The sequence below is a fragment of the Saccharothrix sp. S26 genome (assembly GCF_021390395.1).
Classification (GTDB): Bacteria; Actinomycetota; Actinomycetes; order Mycobacteriales; family Pseudonocardiaceae; genus Actinosynnema.
The window spans coordinates 63,536-79,979 of the sequence record NZ_JAJUWT010000024.1 but is presented as its reverse complement, the minus strand read 5'-3'; the positions used below and the strand labels follow the sequence as shown (position 1 = coordinate 79,979).

The following is a 16,444-nucleotide window of genomic DNA, read 5'->3' as shown; positions in this document are numbered from 1 at the left end:
CAGCGGACCGCCCGGAATTGTCGGTGCCCGCCGGCAAAATAAAAGCAGGGGTCCCCTGGGCGGGGACCCCTGCGGAGCGTTCAACGGCTGCCGGCTGGTGGTGGTCAGGCCGGGGTGGGGGTCACGGGCCGAACCAGCGTTCCTCCGCCGTGCCGCGCGGTGGGGCGGCGGTGGTGCCCTCGACCAGCTCGGTGGACAGGGTGACCGCACGGGGTCGGGTGCGCTCGGCCGAGTCGAGCAGCAGCTTGCCCGCCGCGCGGCCCTTCTCCAGGACAGGTTGGCGCACCGTGGTCAGGCCGGCCTGCTCGGCTTCCCGGATGCCGTCGAAGCCGGTGACGGTGATGTCCGCGGGCACGCGCAGGCCGCGCCGCTGGAGCTCCGCCATCGCACCGAGGGCCAGTATGTCCGACGTGCAGATCAAGGCGGTGATGTGCGGGTCGCGCTCCAGCACCTGCGCGGCCGCCGACGCGCCCGACGCCATGGTGTGGTCGAACCGCTCCGCCACCGGCACGGTCGCCCAGTCCACGCCGACCGACGCGAACGCCTGCGCCAAGCCCGCCAACCGGGACCGCTGCACGTGGAAGTGCGCCGCCTGCTGCCGCTCCGGCGTCACGAAGTCGTCGTTGCGGTCCCGCGCCAGCCGCATGCACACCACGCCGACCCGCCGGTGCCCCAACGAGATCAGGTGCTGCGCCAGCGCGTGCATGGCCGCCTGGTCGTCGATGCCGACGCGGTCGACGTTGCCCAGGTCGGGCTGGTCGCACACGACGGTCGGCACGGGCCGCTCCAGCACCGCCGCCAGGTGCGGGTCGTCGTCGGGCACCGAGTACACGACGAAGCCGTCCACACCTGCCCGGTGCACGGCCGCCACGTCCTCGCGCTCGGGGTTCGCCGGCACGAGCAGCAGCCCGGTCCCGGCGTCCTCGCAGGCCAGCGCCAGCCCTTCCAGGAACCCGATCGCCGCCGGGTCGCGGAACGCGTAGGAGAGGTTCTCGGTGAGCAGCAGGCCCACCGCACCCGCTTTCCTGGTCCGCAGGGAACGGGCCACCGGGTCGGGCCCCGGGTACCCGAGTCGTCTAGCTGTCTCCAACACCCGGCGTCGCAGCTCCGGCGAGAGCTGGTCGGGACGGTTGTACGCGTTGGACACCGTTGTCCGGGAAACACCCAGCTCCGCCGCCAGTGAGGCGAGCGTCGCGGGGCGTCGCACATGCATCGACCGCGCCATGAAGTGACCGTAACGGTTCAGAACCAATTACAGAAGTGGGGGTGACCGGCGTCCCTCCAAATAGTCATCAGTGCAGATGAGGGCCGGTTACCTCAGGGTACAATGGTCTAAACCAATGGGGCCTCGGCGGACGACTCGCGCACCACCAACCGGGGTCGGAAAACACGCGTGTAATTCCCCGCCGGACGCCGTCGCCGATCCGGGTCGAGCCGGTGCACCAACTCGTCCACCGCCGCCGCGGCCATCTCCTCGATAGGCTGGGCGAGCGTGGTCAACGACGGCGAGCAGTACGACGCCAGCGGGATGTCGTCGAACCCCACCACGGACAGGTCACGCGGCACCACGAGCCCGCGCCGGTGCGCCTCCCGCAGCACGCCGATCGCCATGTGGTCCGACGAGCAGATCACCGCCGTCGGCCGCACCGTGTCCAGCAACGTCGACACGGCCGCCGCGCCGCCCTCGGGCCCGAACGGCGCGTGCGCCACGAAGTCCGACGTCGCCGGCAGCCCGTCCTCCTCCAGCGCCGCCGCCCACCCGGCCCGCTTCAGCCGCGACGGCAGCGACCGCGCCGGACCCGACACGAACCCGATCCGCTTGTGCCCCAGTTCCACCAGGTGCCTGGTCGCCGCGTACCCGGCGTGCTGCTCGTCCACCGTCACGTCCGGCACGTCCAGCGACGGCGTGGCCCCGTTGAGGAACACCATGTGCACGCCGTCGGCCAGCAGCTTCGCGTAGTACGACGGCCGCGGCGCCTGCCCCAGCGGCACCTCCACGTTGGTGATCTCCGGCGACACGAACACCATGCCCTCGACGCCGCGCGCGAGGAGCATCCGCACGTACTCCTCCTCGCCCATCGCGCCCGCGCCGGTGGCCCGCGTGTTGCACAGCAGCGACGAGTAGCCCAGCCGCGCGGCGCGCACCTCCAGCGCCTCGGCGAACGCCGGGAACACCGGGTTGGACAGCTCCGGCACCAGCAGCCCGATCACGCCGGTCCGCTGGAGCGCGCCGAGCCCGCGCGGCGTGTAAGGCATTTCCGCAAGCACCGCGAGCACGCGCTGGCGCGTCTCGTCGTTCACGCCCGCCCGGCGGTTGAGCACCCGGCTGACCGTGGAGATGCTCACCCCGGCTGCCCTGGCGATCTCGGACAGACCGGACACCCTGCCTCCTCGCTGACTCGCTGGTGACGTGCAGCCTGCCGTCAGTGGCAAATTTTTGCAACGCCCACCTTGGTTTCCTCCGGCCGCACGGGGCCGTTACGGCTTGGTTACGTCAAGCCCCTTGACCCGGCCCTGGTCGGCGGGATGAAATCCGCGGCAACAATTTCGCAAGTTCTTGCAAGAGCCTTCATCACGGTGGAGGCCGCAGGAGGGACGACAGCAACGATGCGACGTACCACCCTCGTGACCGCAGTGGCGGCCGCCTCCGCCCTCGTCCTCACCGCGTGCGGTGGTGGCGGCGGCGGATCGGCGTCCGGCGACTCCGGCGAGATCACCTTCTGGGACACCAGCGGCCCCAACGAGAGCCCGGTGTTCACCGCGATCGCGCAGGAGTGCGCGACCAAGGGCGGCTACCGGGTCAAGACCGAGACGGTCGCGTTCGACCAGGCGCTCAACAACTACCGGACCGCCGCGCAGGGCGGGCAGGGCCCGGACGTCTTCCGCGCCGAGGTCGCGTGGGTGTCGCAGCTGGCCAAGCTCGGCTACGTCGTCGACCTGACCGGCACGGAGCTCGCGAGCGACACGTCCGACTTCCTGGAGACCCCGCTGGGCTCCACCAAGTACGACGGCAAGTCCTACGGCGTCCCCCAGGTCACCGACTCGCTGGCGCTGTTCTACAACAAGAAGCTGCTGGCCGACGCCGGCGTGGAGCCGCCGAAGACGTGGGACGACGTGAAGGCCGCCGCCGCGAAGCTGGGCGGCGAGAAGACGATCTTCATCAACAACGACGCGTACTACGCGCTGCCGTTCATCTACGGCGAGGGCGGCGACCTCGTCGACGCCGACGCGAAGAAGATCGTGGTCAACTCCGCGGACAACGTGAAGGCGCTGGAGACCGCCAAGGGCCTGCTCGACGCCAAGGCCGCGTCCACCGCGCTCGACCCGGCGAACTCCTACAACAACATGCAGGCCGCGTTCACCTCCGGCGAGGTCGCCATGGTCGTCAACGGCCCGTGGTCGGTCGCCGACTACCTCAAGGGCGCGGCCTTCACCGACGCCGCCAACCTGGGCATCGCGCCCGTCCCCGGCGCCACCGCGGGCAAGGGCTCCGCGCCCGTCGGCGGGCACGACTACGTGATCCGGCAGGGCACCAAGGCCAAGGACTCGTCGGTCAAGTTCATCGCCTGCATGAGCAGCACCGAGTCGCAGGTGCGGATCGCCGAGGAGCTGGGCCTGCTGCCCACCCGCAAGTCGGCCTACGACAACGCCGACGTGAAGGCGCACGCGGTCGTGTCCGCGTTCGAGCCGGTCGTCACCTCCGCCCACCCGCGCGCGTGGATCCCCGAGGGCGGCCAGCTGTTCGACCCGCTGAAGATCGCCTACGCCGACGTGCTGGCGGGCAAGAAGGACGCCAAGACCGCGCTGGACGACGTGGCCAAGGCGTACAAGGACACCGTCGTCCCCGAGTACACCGTCGGCTGACCATCCCCCGCCGCGCCCGGCACGCACGTGGGCCGGGCGCGCCGGGGCGGCGAAGGGAGACTTCGGTGCGCAGGTTCCTGGACCGGCACTGGTACGCGTACGCGATGGTGCTGCCGGTCGTGGTGGTCATCGCGGTGTTGGTGCTGTTCCCGCTCGCCCAGGGCGTGTTCTTCACCTTCACCAACATCAACGAGGGCAACATCGCCAACCCGATCCTCGACCGGCCGGCGACCTACGTCTCCGTTGGCCTGGACAACTACCTGAACGTCCTGTCCGGTGACGCGAGCTACGGCGCGTTCTGGGGCACGCTCGTCCGCACGCTGATCTGGACGTTCGGCTGCGTGTTCTTCCACTACACGATCGGCCTGGCCCTCGCGCTGCTGCTCAACCGCGAGGTGCGCGGCCGGGCGGTGTACCGGGTGCTGCTGATCCTGCCGTGGGCCGTGCCCGCGTTCATCAGCGCGTTCGCCTGGAAGTACATGTTCAACGCGCAGTACGGGATCATCAACCAGGCCCTGCGCTTCGTCGGCCTGCCCGACCCGGTGTGGCTCGGCCAGTCGGACTGGGCGCTGGTCGCGGTGATGATCGTCAACATCTGGCTCGGCGTGCCGTTCATGATGGTGGCGCTGCTGGGCGGGCTCCAGTCCATCCCCGGTGACCTCTACGAGGCGGCCGAGGTGGACGGCGCGACGCCGTGGCAGCGGTTCCGCAACGTGACGCTGCCCGGCCTGCGGTCGGTGTCCAGCACGGTGGTGCTGCTGGGCATCATCTGGACGTTCAACATGTTCGCGATCATCTACCTGGTCACCGGGCCCAACCCGAACACCCGGATCCTGGTGACCTACGCGTTCGAGCGGTTCTTCTCCGGCGCGTCCCGCGACTTCGCGGTCGCGTCCACCTACGGCGTGCTGATCCTGTCCGTGCTGCTCGTGTTCGCGGGCGTGTACCGGCGTGCGCTGCGCAAGCAAGGCGAGGTGTGGTGATGACGGTCGAAGCCGCGTCGTTGAAGGCGGTCCAGCCGGCGCGCGGGCCCAAGCGCTCGCAGCGGTCGGTCGGGGCCAGCGTCGGGCTGCACGCCGCGCTGGTCGTGGCGTCGCTGATCGCGGTGTTCCCGGTGTTCTGGGTGCTGGTGACGTCGTTCAAGCCGGACGCCAAGGCCGTGGAGACCACGCCGAAGCTGCTCAACGACTCCAGCTTGGACAACTACGGGCGGATCCTGGCCGGGGAGAAGGGCGACTTCCTGGCGTGGTTCGGCAACTCGGTGCTGATCGCGCTGATGACCACGGTGCTGGCGGTGTTCCTGTCGGCGACCACGGGGTACGCGGCGTCGCGGTTCCGGTTCCCGGGCAAGCGGTCGCTGATGCTGTCGTTCCTGGTCGTGCAGATGTTCCCGTTCGCGGTGCTGATCGTGCCGCTGTACAACATCCTGCTCGCCCTGGGGTTGCAGGGCACCTCGCTCGGCCTGGTGCTGGTGTACTGCACGACCGCGGTGCCGTTCTGCACGTACATGCTCAAGGGCTACTTCGACACCATCCCGACCGACATCGACGAGGCCGGCCGGGTCGACGGCCTGTCGCCGTTCGGCGTGTTCTGGCGGCTGGTGCTGCCCCTGGCCCGGCCGGGCCTGGCCGTGACGGCGTTCTACGCGTTCCTGACGGCGTGGGGCGAGGTGGCGTTCGCGTCGGCGTTCCTGTCGGCGGCGGACGAGTCGAAGACGCTGGCCGTGGGGTTGCAGGTGTTCGTGCAGCAGAACCGGACCGAGTGGGGCCACCTGGCGGCGGCCTCGATCCTGGTCGCGATCCCCGCGATCGTCGTGTTCTACCTGGTGCAGCGGTTCCTGGTGACCGGTCTGTCGTCGGGCGCGGTCAAGGGCTGAGGGCGGTGGGGCCTCCGCCTCGTCGCGGAGGCCCCGGTCACACCTCGACGACCTCGACCAGCGATTCGAGGCCGACGAAATCCTTGGGGTTGCGGGTGTAGAGCGGCAGGTGGTTGGACGAGGCGATGGCCGCGATCATCAGGTCCAACCTGCGCGAGCGCGGATCGCGGCCGGCCTCGATCGTCAGCCTGATGAGGCTGCCGTACCGGGTGGACGCCCTGCGGTCGAAGGGCAGCGGGTCGTAGTCCACCATCGCGGCACCCAGCCGTTTGGTCCGCACGTCGTGGGCCGCAGCGTCCATGGCCACCGCCACGCCGTGGTGCAATTCGGCGAACGTGATGGTGGTCAGCTCGAAGATTTCCGGCAGGGCCTCGTGGTCCAGGAAGTCGAGGTCGATGTACGTCGAAGTGTCCAGGACACCGACGTGGTGATCACCCACGGCCGCGCTCCCACGGGTCGTCGTCACCGAGCCGGTCCTCGTTCCCGAAGAACTCGTCCACTTCCCGGCGCATCTGTGCGTAGTCGACCCGTGGCAAGTGCTTGAGCCGTTCGATGACCTCCGCTGTGACCAACCCTCGCCTCTGCGTCGGCGGGCTCAGTTCGAGGATCTGCTCGCCGTCCTGGGTGATCTGGTAGGTCTCGCCCGCCTCGACGGCTTCGAGCACCTCGTGGGGGTTGTCGTAGAAATCTTGTTCGCTGATGACCTTCATTGCGGGGAGGTTAGGGAGCCCGCGCGAAGCGCGCCAGCGGCAATACCGCTGGTCAAAGCCCTGGTCCGGACGCCTCGATCGGGTGATCGCCGCCCCACTGGAGCCGGTAGACGGCGGGCATCGGCATGGTCTTGAGGAACCCCCACCCGACATCGTGCCCCGCCGCGAGCAGGGCGCGTGCGGCGAACGTGCCGTGCGTTCCGACCAGCACCACACCGCCCGGGTGCTCTGCCGTGACCGCCGTCAACGCCCGCCGCACCCGGTCGCTGAACGCGGACAGGCTCTCCCCGCCCGGCCGCGCGAGCTCCGGGTGCTCCCAGCTGTGCGCGAAGTGACGCGCATAGTCCGGCGTCGGCTCGATCCCGGAGGTCCACTCCCGCAGGTCCCACCGGGTCTCGACGGGCAGCCCCAGGGCGTCGGCGGTCGGCTGGACCGTCTGCACGGCCCGCAGGTACGGGCTCGACAGCACCGCCGTCGGGCGCAGCGCCGTCAGCTCTTCCACCAGGTCGCGGGCCTGGACCAGGCCCGAGTCCCGCAACGGCCGGGTCAGCTCGTCCGGGCCGTCCGGTGTCGGGACGACGGAGTTCGCGTGGCGGACGAGCACCAGGGTCGCGGTCATGCACCAGCAGTACCAGGGGCTGAACCGATGCGGAACTAGACCAATTCACCCGTTCCCGTAAGCGCTTGCAATCCCTAGCGTTGCGGCAAAGCTCGGGCAGTGAAAGGTGCGTGGCATGGCAGAGGTGTCCTACGTCAAGGCTTCGCGGATCTTCTCCGGCAACCCGCCGGTCCGCGCGGTCGACGAGCTGTCGCTGGACGTCAGCGACGGCGAGTTCCTGGTCCTGGTCGGCCCGTCCGGCTCCGGCAAGTCCACCGCGCTGCGGATGCTCGCGGGTCTGGAGGACGTGGACGAGGGCGCCATCCACATCGGCGGCAAGGACGTCACCAACGTGCCGCCGAAGGGCCGCGACATCGCGATGGTGTTCCAGTCCTACGCGCTGTACCCGCACATGACGGTCGCGGAGAACATGGGCTTCGCGCTCAAGCTGCGCGGCGTCAACAAGGCCGAGATCAAGGAGAAGGTCGCCGAGGCGGCCCGGATGCTCGACCTGGAGAAGTACCTCGACCGCAAGCCGAAGGCCCTCTCGGGTGGTCAGCGCCAGCGCGTCGCGATGGGCCGCGCGATCGTCCGCGAGCCCTCCGTCTTCCTCATGGACGAGCCGCTGTCCAACCTGGACGCGAAGCTGCGCGTGGAGACCCGCGCGAACATCGCCGCCCTCCAGGCGCGGCTGGGCACCACCACGATCTACGTCACGCACGACCAGGTCGAGGCCATGACCATGGGCCACCGGGTCGCCGTGCTCAAGGACGGCCTGCTCCAGCAGTGCGACACCCCGCGCGCGCTGTACGACAAGCCGGCCAACGCGTTCGTCGCGGGCTTCATGGGCTCGCCCGCCATGAACCTCAAGACGGTCCCGCTGACGTCGGAGGGCGCGAAGCTCGACGGCCTCGTGGTGCCGCTGGAGCGCCGCATGATGGACAAGGTGGCCGCCGAGGGCCTGTCCACGGTGACGTTCGGCATCCGGCCCGAGTCGCTGGCGCTGGTCAGCTCCTCCGAGCAGGGCATGGACATGACCGTCGAGCTGGTCGAGGAGCTGGGCGCGGACGCGCTCATGCACGGCTCGATCCGCATCGGCGACACCCCGGAGCGGTTCGTGGTCCGCGTCGACGGCCGCACGCCGCCCACCCTCGGGCAGACGGTGAAGATCGCCGTGCGCGACGCGAGCGAGATCCACCTGTTCCACCCGGAGTCGGGCAACCGCCTCACCGACTGACGGCTGACCTGCCCAGGGGCCACCTCCCGCGCCACGCGGTGGGTGGCCCCTGTGGTGTGCGGAACACCCGGTCGGTGGACGTGTCGGTCGCGGACCGTTCTAAACTGAACTCGACAACGGTTTCCATTGCCTGTCCGTCCACCCGTCGAGGAGTGCTCTGATGACCGTCCGCAACGCGTTGCTCGGCGCGGTGGCCGCCGCGACCGCCGTCGCCCTGACCGCCTGCGGCGCGCAGGACACCCCCGCCGCGAACGACGGCGGCCCGATCAAGGTGGTGGCCTCCACCAACGTGTGGGGCAGCGTGGTCAAGGCCGTCGGCGGCGACGCCGTGCAGGTCAGCGCGATCATCGACGACCCGTCCGGCGACCCGCACTCCTACGAGAGCACGCCGTCCGACCTGGCCGAGGTGCGCGACGCCAAGCTCGTCGTGTTCAACGGCGGCGGCTACGACGACTTCTTCGCCACCCTGCTCGGCCCCGAGACCGAGGGCGCGAAGAAGATCGAGGCGTTCCCGCTGTCGGGCAAGGCCGACGGGCACGAGGAGCCCGAGCCGTCCGGCGAGCCGGAGGGCGAGGAGCACCACGACCACGCCGTCAACGAGCACGTCTGGTACGACTTCGAGACCGTCCGCAAGGTCGCCGACCAGGCCGCCGCCGACCTCGGCGCGATCGCGCCGGACAAGAAGTCGACCTTCGACGCCAACGCGAAGGACTTCGCCGCCGGGCTCACCGGGCTGGAGCAGCGCGTCGCGGGCAAGGGCGCGGGCAAGAAGGTGCTGGCGACCGAGCCGGTGGCGCACTACCTGCTCGACACCGCGGGCGTCGAGGACGTCACGCCCGAGTCGTTCGCCGACGCCGTCGAGAACGAGACCGACATCCCCGCCGCCGCGCTCGCCGACGTCACCCGCCTGATCGAGCAGAAGCAGGTCACCGCCCTGGTCAACAACGCCCAGACGGAGAACGCGGGCACGAAGCAGGTGGTCGAGCAGGCCAGGGCGACGGGCGTGCCGGTCGCCGAGGTGACCGAGACGCTGCCGGAAGGCGTCACGGGTTACCTTGATTGGATGACGAAGCAGGTGGACTCGCTGGTGGGAGCGCTCGGCGCATGACGCTTCCCAGCCGGACCGCCGAGGCGGCGGAACCCTCGACGCGCGCGGCCGTCGCGTTGCGCGGCGCCCGGCTGTCCTACGGCGACCGGGTGCTGTGGGACGGGCTGGACCTGGACGTGGCCCCGGGCGAGTTCGTGGCCGTGCTCGGGCCCAACGGCTCGGGCAAGACCAGCCTCATCCGGGTGCTGCTGGGCCTGCAACCGCTGTCCGGCGGCACGGTGCGCGTCGCGGGCGGCAACCGGCGCATCGGCTACATCCCGCAGCAGCGGGCGATCGACTCCACGCTCGCGCTGCGCGGCCGTGACCTGGTCGGGTTCGGCCTGGACGGGCACGGCTGGGGCGTCGGCTGGCGCAACCGGCGCGAACGCCGGGCCAAGGTGGACGTGGCGCTGGAGGCGGTCGGCGCGACCAGGTACGCCGACGAGCCCGTCGGCCTGCTCTCCGGCGGCGAGCAGCAGCGGCTGCGGGTGGCGCAGGCCCTGGTCGGCGACCCCGAGGTGCTGTTGTGCGACGAGCCGCTGCTCTCGCTCGACCTGCACCACCAGCGCGTGGTCAGCGACCTGATCGACGCCCGCCGCCGGGCCGCGGGCACGGCCGTGCTGTTCGTGACCCACGAGATCAACCCGATCCTGCCGCTGGTCGACCGGGTGCTGTACCTGGTCGACGGCCGGTTCCGGATCGGCCCGCCCGCCGAGGTGATGACCTCGCGGACGTTGACCGAGCTGTACCGCACGAACGTCGAGGTGGTCCGCGTGCGCGACCAGATCCACGTGGTCGGCGCGCAGCACGTGTGCGAGGACGAGCCGCACCACGTGGCGGATGAGGGCTGATGGAGAACTTCTTCGACGTCGGGCAGACGATCGACCTGTTGCGGTACGTGCAGCCGATGCTCATCGCGGGCGCGGTGCTCGGGCTCGTGGCGGGGCTGCTCGGACCGCTCGTGGTGACCCGGAAGATGGCGTTCGCCGTGCACGGCACGAGCGAGCTGGCGTTCACCGGCGGCGCCGCGGCCCTGCTGGTCGGCGTCGGCGTCGGGTACGGCGCGCTGGCCGGCTCGGTCATCGCCGCGCTGCTGCTGGGGCTGCTGAGCAGGCGTGACGCGGACCGGGACTCGGTGATCGGCGCGATCCTGGCGTTCGGCCTGGGGCTCGGGGTGCTGTTCCTGGCGCTCTACAAGGGGCGTGCGGCGAACAAGTTCGGCCTGCTCACCGGGCAGGTGGTGAGCGTCGGGTCGACCGACCTGTGGCTGCTGATCGGCTCGTCGGTCGCGGTGCTGGCGGTGCTGGCGTTCATCTACCGGCCGCTGCACTTCGCCAGCGTGGACGCGGCCGTGGCCACGGCGCGGGGCGTGCCGGTGCGGACGTTGTCGGTGGTGTTCGCGGTGCTCGTGGGCGTGGCGACGGCGTTGAGCGTGCAGCTGGTCGGCGCGCTGCTCGTGCTGTCGCTGATGATCACGCCCGCGGCGGCGGCGACCAGGGTCACCGCGAGCCCGCTGCGGGCGACCGTGCTGGCCGTGGTGTTCGCCGAGGTGTCCGTGCTCGGCGGGATGGTGCTGTCGCTCGCGCCGGGCATGCCGGTGAGCGCGTTCGTGACGGCCGTGTCGTTCCTGATCTACCTGGTCTGCCGCCTGCTCGGCGGCAAGCGGGAAAGAGTGCAGTAGCACGTTTGGGACCGGCCCAGAGTGGGTATGCCGGTGTCAAGGGGGCACCAAGAGGCCCGGTGGCGAGACGCGGGTCGCGCGCGGAGACGGGTGCCATGCGTCGCACGACGACCACATCGGCCAACCACCGCGGTCGCGGTGGGGCGTCACGTCGTGCCCTGCGCCGCCGTGCGCGTGCCCCAGCGGGCCGCCAAGGGCGTGGTGGAGACGACGGGGTCTTACTACGCGGTCCGGGTTGCTCCGGCGGCTTCCTGCGGCTCCGTGGCCTCGACCACGGGCTGGTGCTGGTCGGCCCGGGGCGCGGGCAGCAGCCGGATCTCGCCGGCGGCGACGCGCACCTGGTTGCGCCCGTTCTCCTTGGCCGCGTAGAGCGCCGCGTCCGCGCAGTGCTGCGCGTCCTGGAGGCATTCGCCGTTGTCCGGCAGCACGGCCACGCCGATGGACGCCGAGATGGCCCGCACGTCCGGCCCGTCCGAGGTCAACGGCAGGTTCCGCCCGCGCAGGGTGACGGTGTTGCGGTGCTTGTCGGTGGTCACCACGGACATCTGGCCGATCGCCTCGCGCACCCGTTCGGCGATCGCGGTGCCCTGGGCCAGGCCCGTGTCGGCGAGCACCACGACGAACTCCTCGCCGCCGTCGCGCCCGGCCACGTCGCCCGGCCGCAGCTTCTCCCGCAGGATCCGACCCACCTCGGCAAGCACGGCGTTGCCCGCCGGGTGGCCCCAGGTGTCGTTGATCCGCTTGAAGTGGTCCAGGTCGATGGCCAGCACGGTCACCGGCTGGTTGTCCAGCCGGCACCGGTCGGTGAGCCTGCCCGCGTACTCGGCCAGGCCGTTGGTGTTGAGCAGCCCGGTCCGGTAGTCGGTGTGCGCGTCCTCGGCCAGCCGCGCCTGCAACTGCTCCTGCTCGCGCAGCAGGCGCTCGAGGTGCGCCCGTCGTTGCGCGGCGTGGTAGAGCAGCGCGTTGACCAGGATCACCGGGAACACCAGCAGCAGCGGGCCCACCCAGTGCGTGGTCATCAGCATGCCGAGCATGGCGCCCGCGCCGAGCGTGCTCAGCTCCAGCATGTTGTCCGCCCGCGAGCCCAGGAACTCCTGGATTCGGGTGTGCGGGGTGACGATCTTCAAGGCGATCGCGATGTTCATGCCCTGCGCGCCCCAGTTGACCACCCCGGCCACGATGAGCACGAGCACCAGGCCCAGGTCGGTCGGGATGCGGCCGGTGGCCAGCAGCGACAGCCCGGACAGGTGCACCACGGCCCAGGCGAGCATGGTGCCGCCGAGGATGCTGGCGGAGCTGAACACGAACCGGTACGGCTGGCGGCGCGCGATCGGCTGGATCAGGATCCGCATCCACACCGTGGCCAGCACGGCCAGGGCGCCCGGCAGGGCGATGGCGGCGGCGAACGTCCACACCGACGTCAGGTCGATGTGCGGGCCGGCGGACTCGTTGCGCCGCGACTCCTCGGCGCGCCGGACGATCATCAGGTGGACGGTGATGGCGAACATCACCGCGCCGAATCGCAGCCAGTCGGCGTTCGAGACCGAACCGAGCCCGGTGAGCAGCCAAATGGCGGCAGCGGCTACCGCCGATTCGATGAAGAAGAAGTACACCAGCGCGGCCGGTCGCAACGCCCACAGATCCCAGTTGCGAATCGAGGGCCGGCCGACTGCCCCAGATGCCTTCTGGTCAGTCAAACTGTTCTTCACCACGACCCCCTACCCTCTGCCCGGCGCCGCGTGGCGAACGCCGTTCGCAGCGGCACGTCCGTGCCCGAGATGCGCACTGAGGAGGTGTTCGCCATGCGCAACCGCGACATGTGAGCCGCTCCCTCCATCCCGGACCGAATGTTCACCGTACGTGCCCGCGGGCTAGCGGGCCGCAGCCGAGGGGTTCTTCATGTTTGACAATCGCGATATGTGATGAGTCCGTTTCAGATCGCCACCGCCTTCGGATCGTTCCGGGTGCGGGCCCGTCGCCAGGCTACGGTCGCCTGGGTGGCGAGCAGTAGTCCGATGCCGCCTGCACCCGCGATGGTCGCGGTCACCGAGCCGATCGAGTGGGCCACGACACCGGCCAGCGCCATCCCGCCGCCCTGCGACGAGCGCAGCGCGGCCCGGCCGATGCCGTACGCCCGACCGCGGTAGGCGTCCGGCAGGATGCGCATCCACGCCGAGCGTGCGGGCGTGTGGTACGCACCGGCCATCCCGGCGATCACCAGCAGTGCGATGGTCCAGGTCAGGTTCGGGTTCAACGCGAACATGACCAGAGGGGCCAAGGACAGTATGGCGAGCGGGCCGATCAGCCGCTCGCGTTTCGCGGGATCGCGCACCACCCGGAACAGCACGGCCACGCCGAGGACGTTGGCGGCGGGCTCGATGGCCAGGATCAGGCCGACGGCCCACACCGCGTCCAGACTCGCCGCCAGGGGCACGGCGAGTCCCTCCGGGACCATGGCGAGGCCCGCCAGCAGGCGCATGCCCATGAGGCTGCGCAGCCGGGGTTCGGTGACCAGGAGCGTGAACGCGCCCTTGGGACCTTCGGGATCCCGTTTCGTGCCGCGCGGGTCGGCCGCGGGCCGGTGCTTGACCGACAGCTGCACCAGGACCGCCACCCACACGAACGTGGCCGCGTCGATGGCGAGCGCGACGTTGGCGCTCGTGCCGGTGACGAGGAAGCCCGCGGCGGCGAGGCCGGCCATCTGGGCGACGTCCACCGACGTGCCGAACAGGGCCACGCCGTCGTCGTAGCGCTTGTCCGGCAGCACGTGCGGCAGGCTGGCCTCCTGGGCCGCCAGGAACGGCGACGAGATCATCAGCACGACGACCAGCAGCACGATCATCAGCCACAGCGGCGCGCCGGGGATGGCCATCAGGCCCACCAGGCCGGCTTGCAGCCACGCGCACCAGACCATCACCGTGCGGCGGGGGAACCGGTCCGCGAGCCAGCCCAGCAGCGGGCCGGAGACCAGCGGCGGGAACAGCGTCAAGGACCACGTCAGGGCGGTCCACGCGGCGGACTGGGTGCGCTCGAACACCAGCAGCGAGAGCGCCACCGCCGCGAGCTGGTCGCCCACGGTGGACACCGTCGAGCCGATCCACATGCCGCGGAACTCGCGGTTGCCCACGAGCGCGCGGACGGTCCCCCCGGAAGTCACAACTCCCCCAGGTTGGTCGGCCCCGATGAGTGAGTCACGTTACCCCCACCCGAAGTAACAATTCCCTCGGTTAGCACGGTAGAAGCTGCCGGATGTGCAATCTCTGTCCTACCACACTGTGTACCCGAACGGAGCAGGTCGGTTACATAAAGTAGTTACAACGGCGAAAAACCGCCCACTTATTCTTCACAGTTGACTGTAGGTGACACGGCGTGAGCAATCCTCGCCTACCCTACGTCGACCTTGGCCTCCATTGGGTACGGCCGGGCTGGTCCGACCGGGCCAGCGCGTTCCTGCGGTCGCCGAGGCGGTGTCACGGCGGTTGAACGGTCAATTGTTGAACGAGACCCGAGTGTCGATCTTCAGAACTGGTAGTAGAGGAACGGGCTGAAGGTGCCGCTCGCCACGAGGATCGCCGCGTAGCCGACGCCGACGGTCATCAACGAGATCCTGGCCGCGGTCGCGACCTTGTCCCGGGAAGCCTCCAGGTAAGGACCGCTCACCGGGTGGTTCGGCAGCACGACAATCACCAGGGCCAGCACGAGCAGCACAATGCGCTGATTGGTCGCCGCCGCCGCCACCGTTTCAGTCAACCCGCTGAAATCCGGCAACAACAGGTGGCCGATGATGGTGAACGCCGTACCGAGGTCGGCGGACCGGAAGAACACCCAGCCGATTACGACGAGCAGCGTGGTCCCGACGCGCCGGGCAATTCGGGCACGCGCGGTGACCGGCGCCGAATCCCAGCCGAATCGGCGTTCCAGCACGAGCAGCCCGCCGTGGAACAAACCCCACACCAGGAACGTCCAGTTGGCCCCGTGCCAGAAACCGGTCAGCACGAAAACGATCGACAGGTTCCGGTAGGTCTGCCACACGCCGCCGCGGTTGCCGCCCAGCGGGATGTAGACGTAGTCGCGGAACCAGCGCGACAGCGACATGTGCCAGCGACGCCAGAACTCGGTGATGGTGACCGACGAGTACGGGCGGGCGAAGTTCTCCGGCAACCGGAAGCCCAGCATCCGGCCGAGCCCGATGGCCATGTCGGAGTAGCCGGAGAAGTCGAAGTAGAGCTGCAGCGTGTAGCCGATCGCGCCGAGCCAGGCGATGGACGTGGTCATCTGGTCGGCGGGCGTGGCGAAGCAGGCGTCGACCATCGGCGCGAGCGAGTCGGCGATGATCACCTTCTTGCACAGGCCGAGCGCGAACCGGGGGAAGCCCGCCGCGATGTCGTCCCAGCGGTGCAGGCGCGGCTGCGGCAACTGGTCGGCGATCTCGCGGAAGCGCACGATCGGGCCGGCCACCAGCTGGGGGAACATCGCGATGTAGGCGACGAACGCGACCGGGTCGCGCAGCGCCGGCCGTTCGCCCCGGTACACGTCGACCACGTACGAGATGTGGTGGAACGTGTAGAACGAGATGCCGATGGGCAGCGCGAGCTCCACCACCGGCAGGTCCGCGCCGACGACGGCGGCGATGTCGTGCAACTGCCGCGTGGCGAAGCCGGCGTACTTCCAGATCACCAGCACGGCCAGGTTGAGCGCGATCGCGCCGACCAGGACCAGCCTGCGATCTCCCGGAGCGCCGGGCTCCAACCGCCGGCCGGCCAGGTAGTTGCCGACCATGCAGACGAGCAGCAGGACCGTCGTCCCGCCCGCTCCCGAGACGTAGAACAGCAGGCTCGCCACGGCGACCACGCCGTTGCGCCAGTTCCTGGGCGTGACGAGGACGGTCGCGAGCACGACCGGGAGGAAGAACCACAGGAACAGCGGGGTGGCGAAGGACATCGCCGCAGACCTTATCCGCCGTTCACGCGCCTTCGGACCGGATCACCCACAAACCGGCCGACCTCACATCCCGGTCCGGGGGCACGGGAGGTCGAGGTGGACGTAGAAGCGTTGAAAGCTGTCCTCGCCGGACGGGCAGATCAGCAGGATGACCCCGACTGCGCCTGGATGCTGCGGTGGGGTGGGTGGTCCGGGTTTCGTGTCATCCCACCGACCTCCACAAGGGCTACCACACGTATCAAGGGGGGCGCGGCCCGCAGTGAAGGCCGTGGGCATCGGTGAACCCGCGCCCCCCTTGACACGTGCGGTAGGGCTGCGCCAGGTCGGCGGGATGACACGAAGCCCTACTTTTGAGGCAAAAGACGTCCAGTGGAGGGGATCGGGGTCGCCGGCGGGGCCGGGGGTCCGGTCCCGTCCGGCGCGGTGCGGGCGCGATGTAGCCCGGAGGGA

Annotated in this window: 15 protein-coding genes; 7 read left to right on the top strand and 8 right to left on the bottom strand. The window is 70.1% G+C overall.

Annotated features, from left to right (window positions below; translation table 11 throughout):
• Nucleotides 1–121 precede the first annotated feature (121 nt).
• Nucleotides 122–1,225 carry a LacI family DNA-binding transcriptional regulator gene (locus LZG04_RS32680; RefSeq protein ID WP_233824389.1) on the bottom strand — a complete coding sequence of 368 codons (1,104 nt, stop codon included), beginning with the start codon at nt 1,223–1,225 and terminating at the stop codon, nt 122–124.
• Nucleotides 1,226–1,332: 107 nt separating this feature from the next.
• Nucleotides 1,333–2,382, bottom strand: a complete 1,050-nt coding sequence (locus LZG04_RS32675; RefSeq protein ID WP_233824387.1) for a LacI family DNA-binding transcriptional regulator — start codon at nt 2,380–2,382, stop codon at nt 1,333–1,335.
• A gap of 225 nt (nt 2,383–2,607) precedes the next feature.
• Between LZG04_RS32675 and LZG04_RS32670 the strand changes: the two genes are divergently transcribed.
• The 3 genes from LZG04_RS32670 to LZG04_RS32660 all read left to right on the top strand — a co-directional run bounded on the left by LZG04_RS32670 (nt 2,608) and on the right by LZG04_RS32660 (nt 5,740).
• Nucleotides 2,608–3,864, top strand: a complete 1,257-nt coding sequence (locus LZG04_RS32670; RefSeq protein WP_233824385.1) for an extracellular solute-binding protein — start codon at nt 2,608–2,610, stop codon at nt 3,862–3,864.
• A gap of 65 nt (nt 3,865–3,929) precedes the next feature.
• The gene (locus LZG04_RS32665) at nt 3,930–4,847 is read left to right on the top strand and encodes a carbohydrate ABC transporter permease (RefSeq protein WP_374202936.1); all 918 of its coding nucleotides are present in this window, start codon (nt 3,930–3,932) and stop codon (nt 4,845–4,847) included.
• Nucleotides 4,847–5,740: a sugar ABC transporter permease gene (locus tag LZG04_RS32660; RefSeq protein ID WP_233824383.1), complete on the top strand. Its 894-nt coding sequence runs from the start codon at nt 4,847–4,849 to the stop codon at nt 5,738–5,740. The genes LZG04_RS32665 and LZG04_RS32660 overlap by 1 nt, the downstream gene beginning before the upstream one ends.
• Nucleotides 5,741–5,777: 37 nt before the next feature.
• Here the strand turns inward: LZG04_RS32660 and LZG04_RS32655 are convergent, their stop codons facing one another.
• The 3 genes from LZG04_RS32655 to LZG04_RS32645 are packed head-to-tail and all read right to left on the bottom strand — an operon-like array spanning nt 5,778 to nt 7,069.
• On the bottom strand, nt 5,778–6,179 hold the full coding sequence (locus LZG04_RS32655) for a type II toxin-antitoxin system VapC family toxin (protein WP_233824381.1): 402 nt from the start codon (nt 6,177–6,179) through the stop codon (nt 5,778–5,780).
• Nucleotides 6,172–6,450, bottom strand: a complete 279-nt coding sequence (locus LZG04_RS32650) for a type II toxin-antitoxin system Phd/YefM family antitoxin (protein WP_233824379.1) — start codon at nt 6,448–6,450, stop codon at nt 6,172–6,174. The genes LZG04_RS32655 and LZG04_RS32650 overlap by 8 nt, the downstream gene beginning before the upstream one ends.
• Nucleotides 6,451–6,502: 52 nt before the next feature.
• Nucleotides 6,503–7,069, bottom strand: coding sequence for a histidine phosphatase family protein (locus LZG04_RS32645; protein WP_233824377.1), 567 nt, complete (start codon nt 7,067–7,069; stop codon nt 6,503–6,505).
• A gap of 115 nt (nt 7,070–7,184) precedes the next feature.
• Here LZG04_RS32645 and LZG04_RS32640 point away from each other — a divergent pair, with 115 nt between their 5' ends.
• From LZG04_RS32640 to LZG04_RS32625, 4 genes are all read left to right on the top strand, one after another.
• Entirely contained in the window at nt 7,185–8,285 is a 1,101-nt protein-coding gene (locus LZG04_RS32640) for an ABC transporter ATP-binding protein (protein WP_233824375.1), read from the top strand.
• A 160-nt stretch (nt 8,286–8,445) separates the two neighbouring features.
• Nucleotides 8,446–9,393 carry a metal ABC transporter solute-binding protein, Zn/Mn family gene (locus LZG04_RS32635; RefSeq protein ID WP_233824373.1) on the top strand — a complete coding sequence of 316 codons (948 nt, stop codon included), beginning with the start codon at nt 8,446–8,448 and terminating at the stop codon, nt 9,391–9,393.
• The gene (locus tag LZG04_RS32630) at nt 9,390–10,223 is read left to right on the top strand and encodes a metal ABC transporter ATP-binding protein (RefSeq protein ID WP_233824370.1); all 834 of its coding nucleotides are present in this window, start codon (nt 9,390–9,392) and stop codon (nt 10,221–10,223) included. The genes LZG04_RS32635 and LZG04_RS32630 overlap by 4 nt, the downstream gene beginning before the upstream one ends.
• Nucleotides 10,223–11,053, top strand: coding sequence for a metal ABC transporter permease (locus LZG04_RS32625; protein ID WP_233824351.1), 831 nt, complete (start codon nt 10,223–10,225; stop codon nt 11,051–11,053). The genes LZG04_RS32630 and LZG04_RS32625 overlap by 1 nt, the downstream gene beginning before the upstream one ends.
• A gap of 221 nt (nt 11,054–11,274) precedes the next feature.
• Here LZG04_RS32625 and LZG04_RS32620 read toward each other — a convergent pair whose 3' ends face one another.
• The 3 genes from LZG04_RS32620 to LZG04_RS32610 all read right to left on the bottom strand — a co-directional run bounded on the left by LZG04_RS32620 (nt 11,275) and on the right by LZG04_RS32610 (nt 15,994).
• Nucleotides 11,275–12,684: a GGDEF domain-containing protein gene (locus tag LZG04_RS32620; RefSeq protein WP_233824349.1), complete on the bottom strand. Its 1,410-nt coding sequence runs from the start codon at nt 12,682–12,684 to the stop codon at nt 11,275–11,277.
• 302 nt (nt 12,685–12,986) lie between these two features.
• Nucleotides 12,987–14,210, bottom strand: a complete 1,224-nt coding sequence (locus LZG04_RS32615; protein WP_233824347.1) for an MFS transporter — start codon at nt 14,208–14,210, stop codon at nt 12,987–12,989.
• A gap of 362 nt (nt 14,211–14,572) precedes the next feature.
• Nucleotides 14,573–15,994, bottom strand: coding sequence for an MBOAT family protein (locus LZG04_RS32610; RefSeq protein ID WP_233824345.1), 1,422 nt, complete (start codon nt 15,992–15,994; stop codon nt 14,573–14,575).
• Nucleotides 15,995–16,444: the final 450 nt, after the last annotated feature.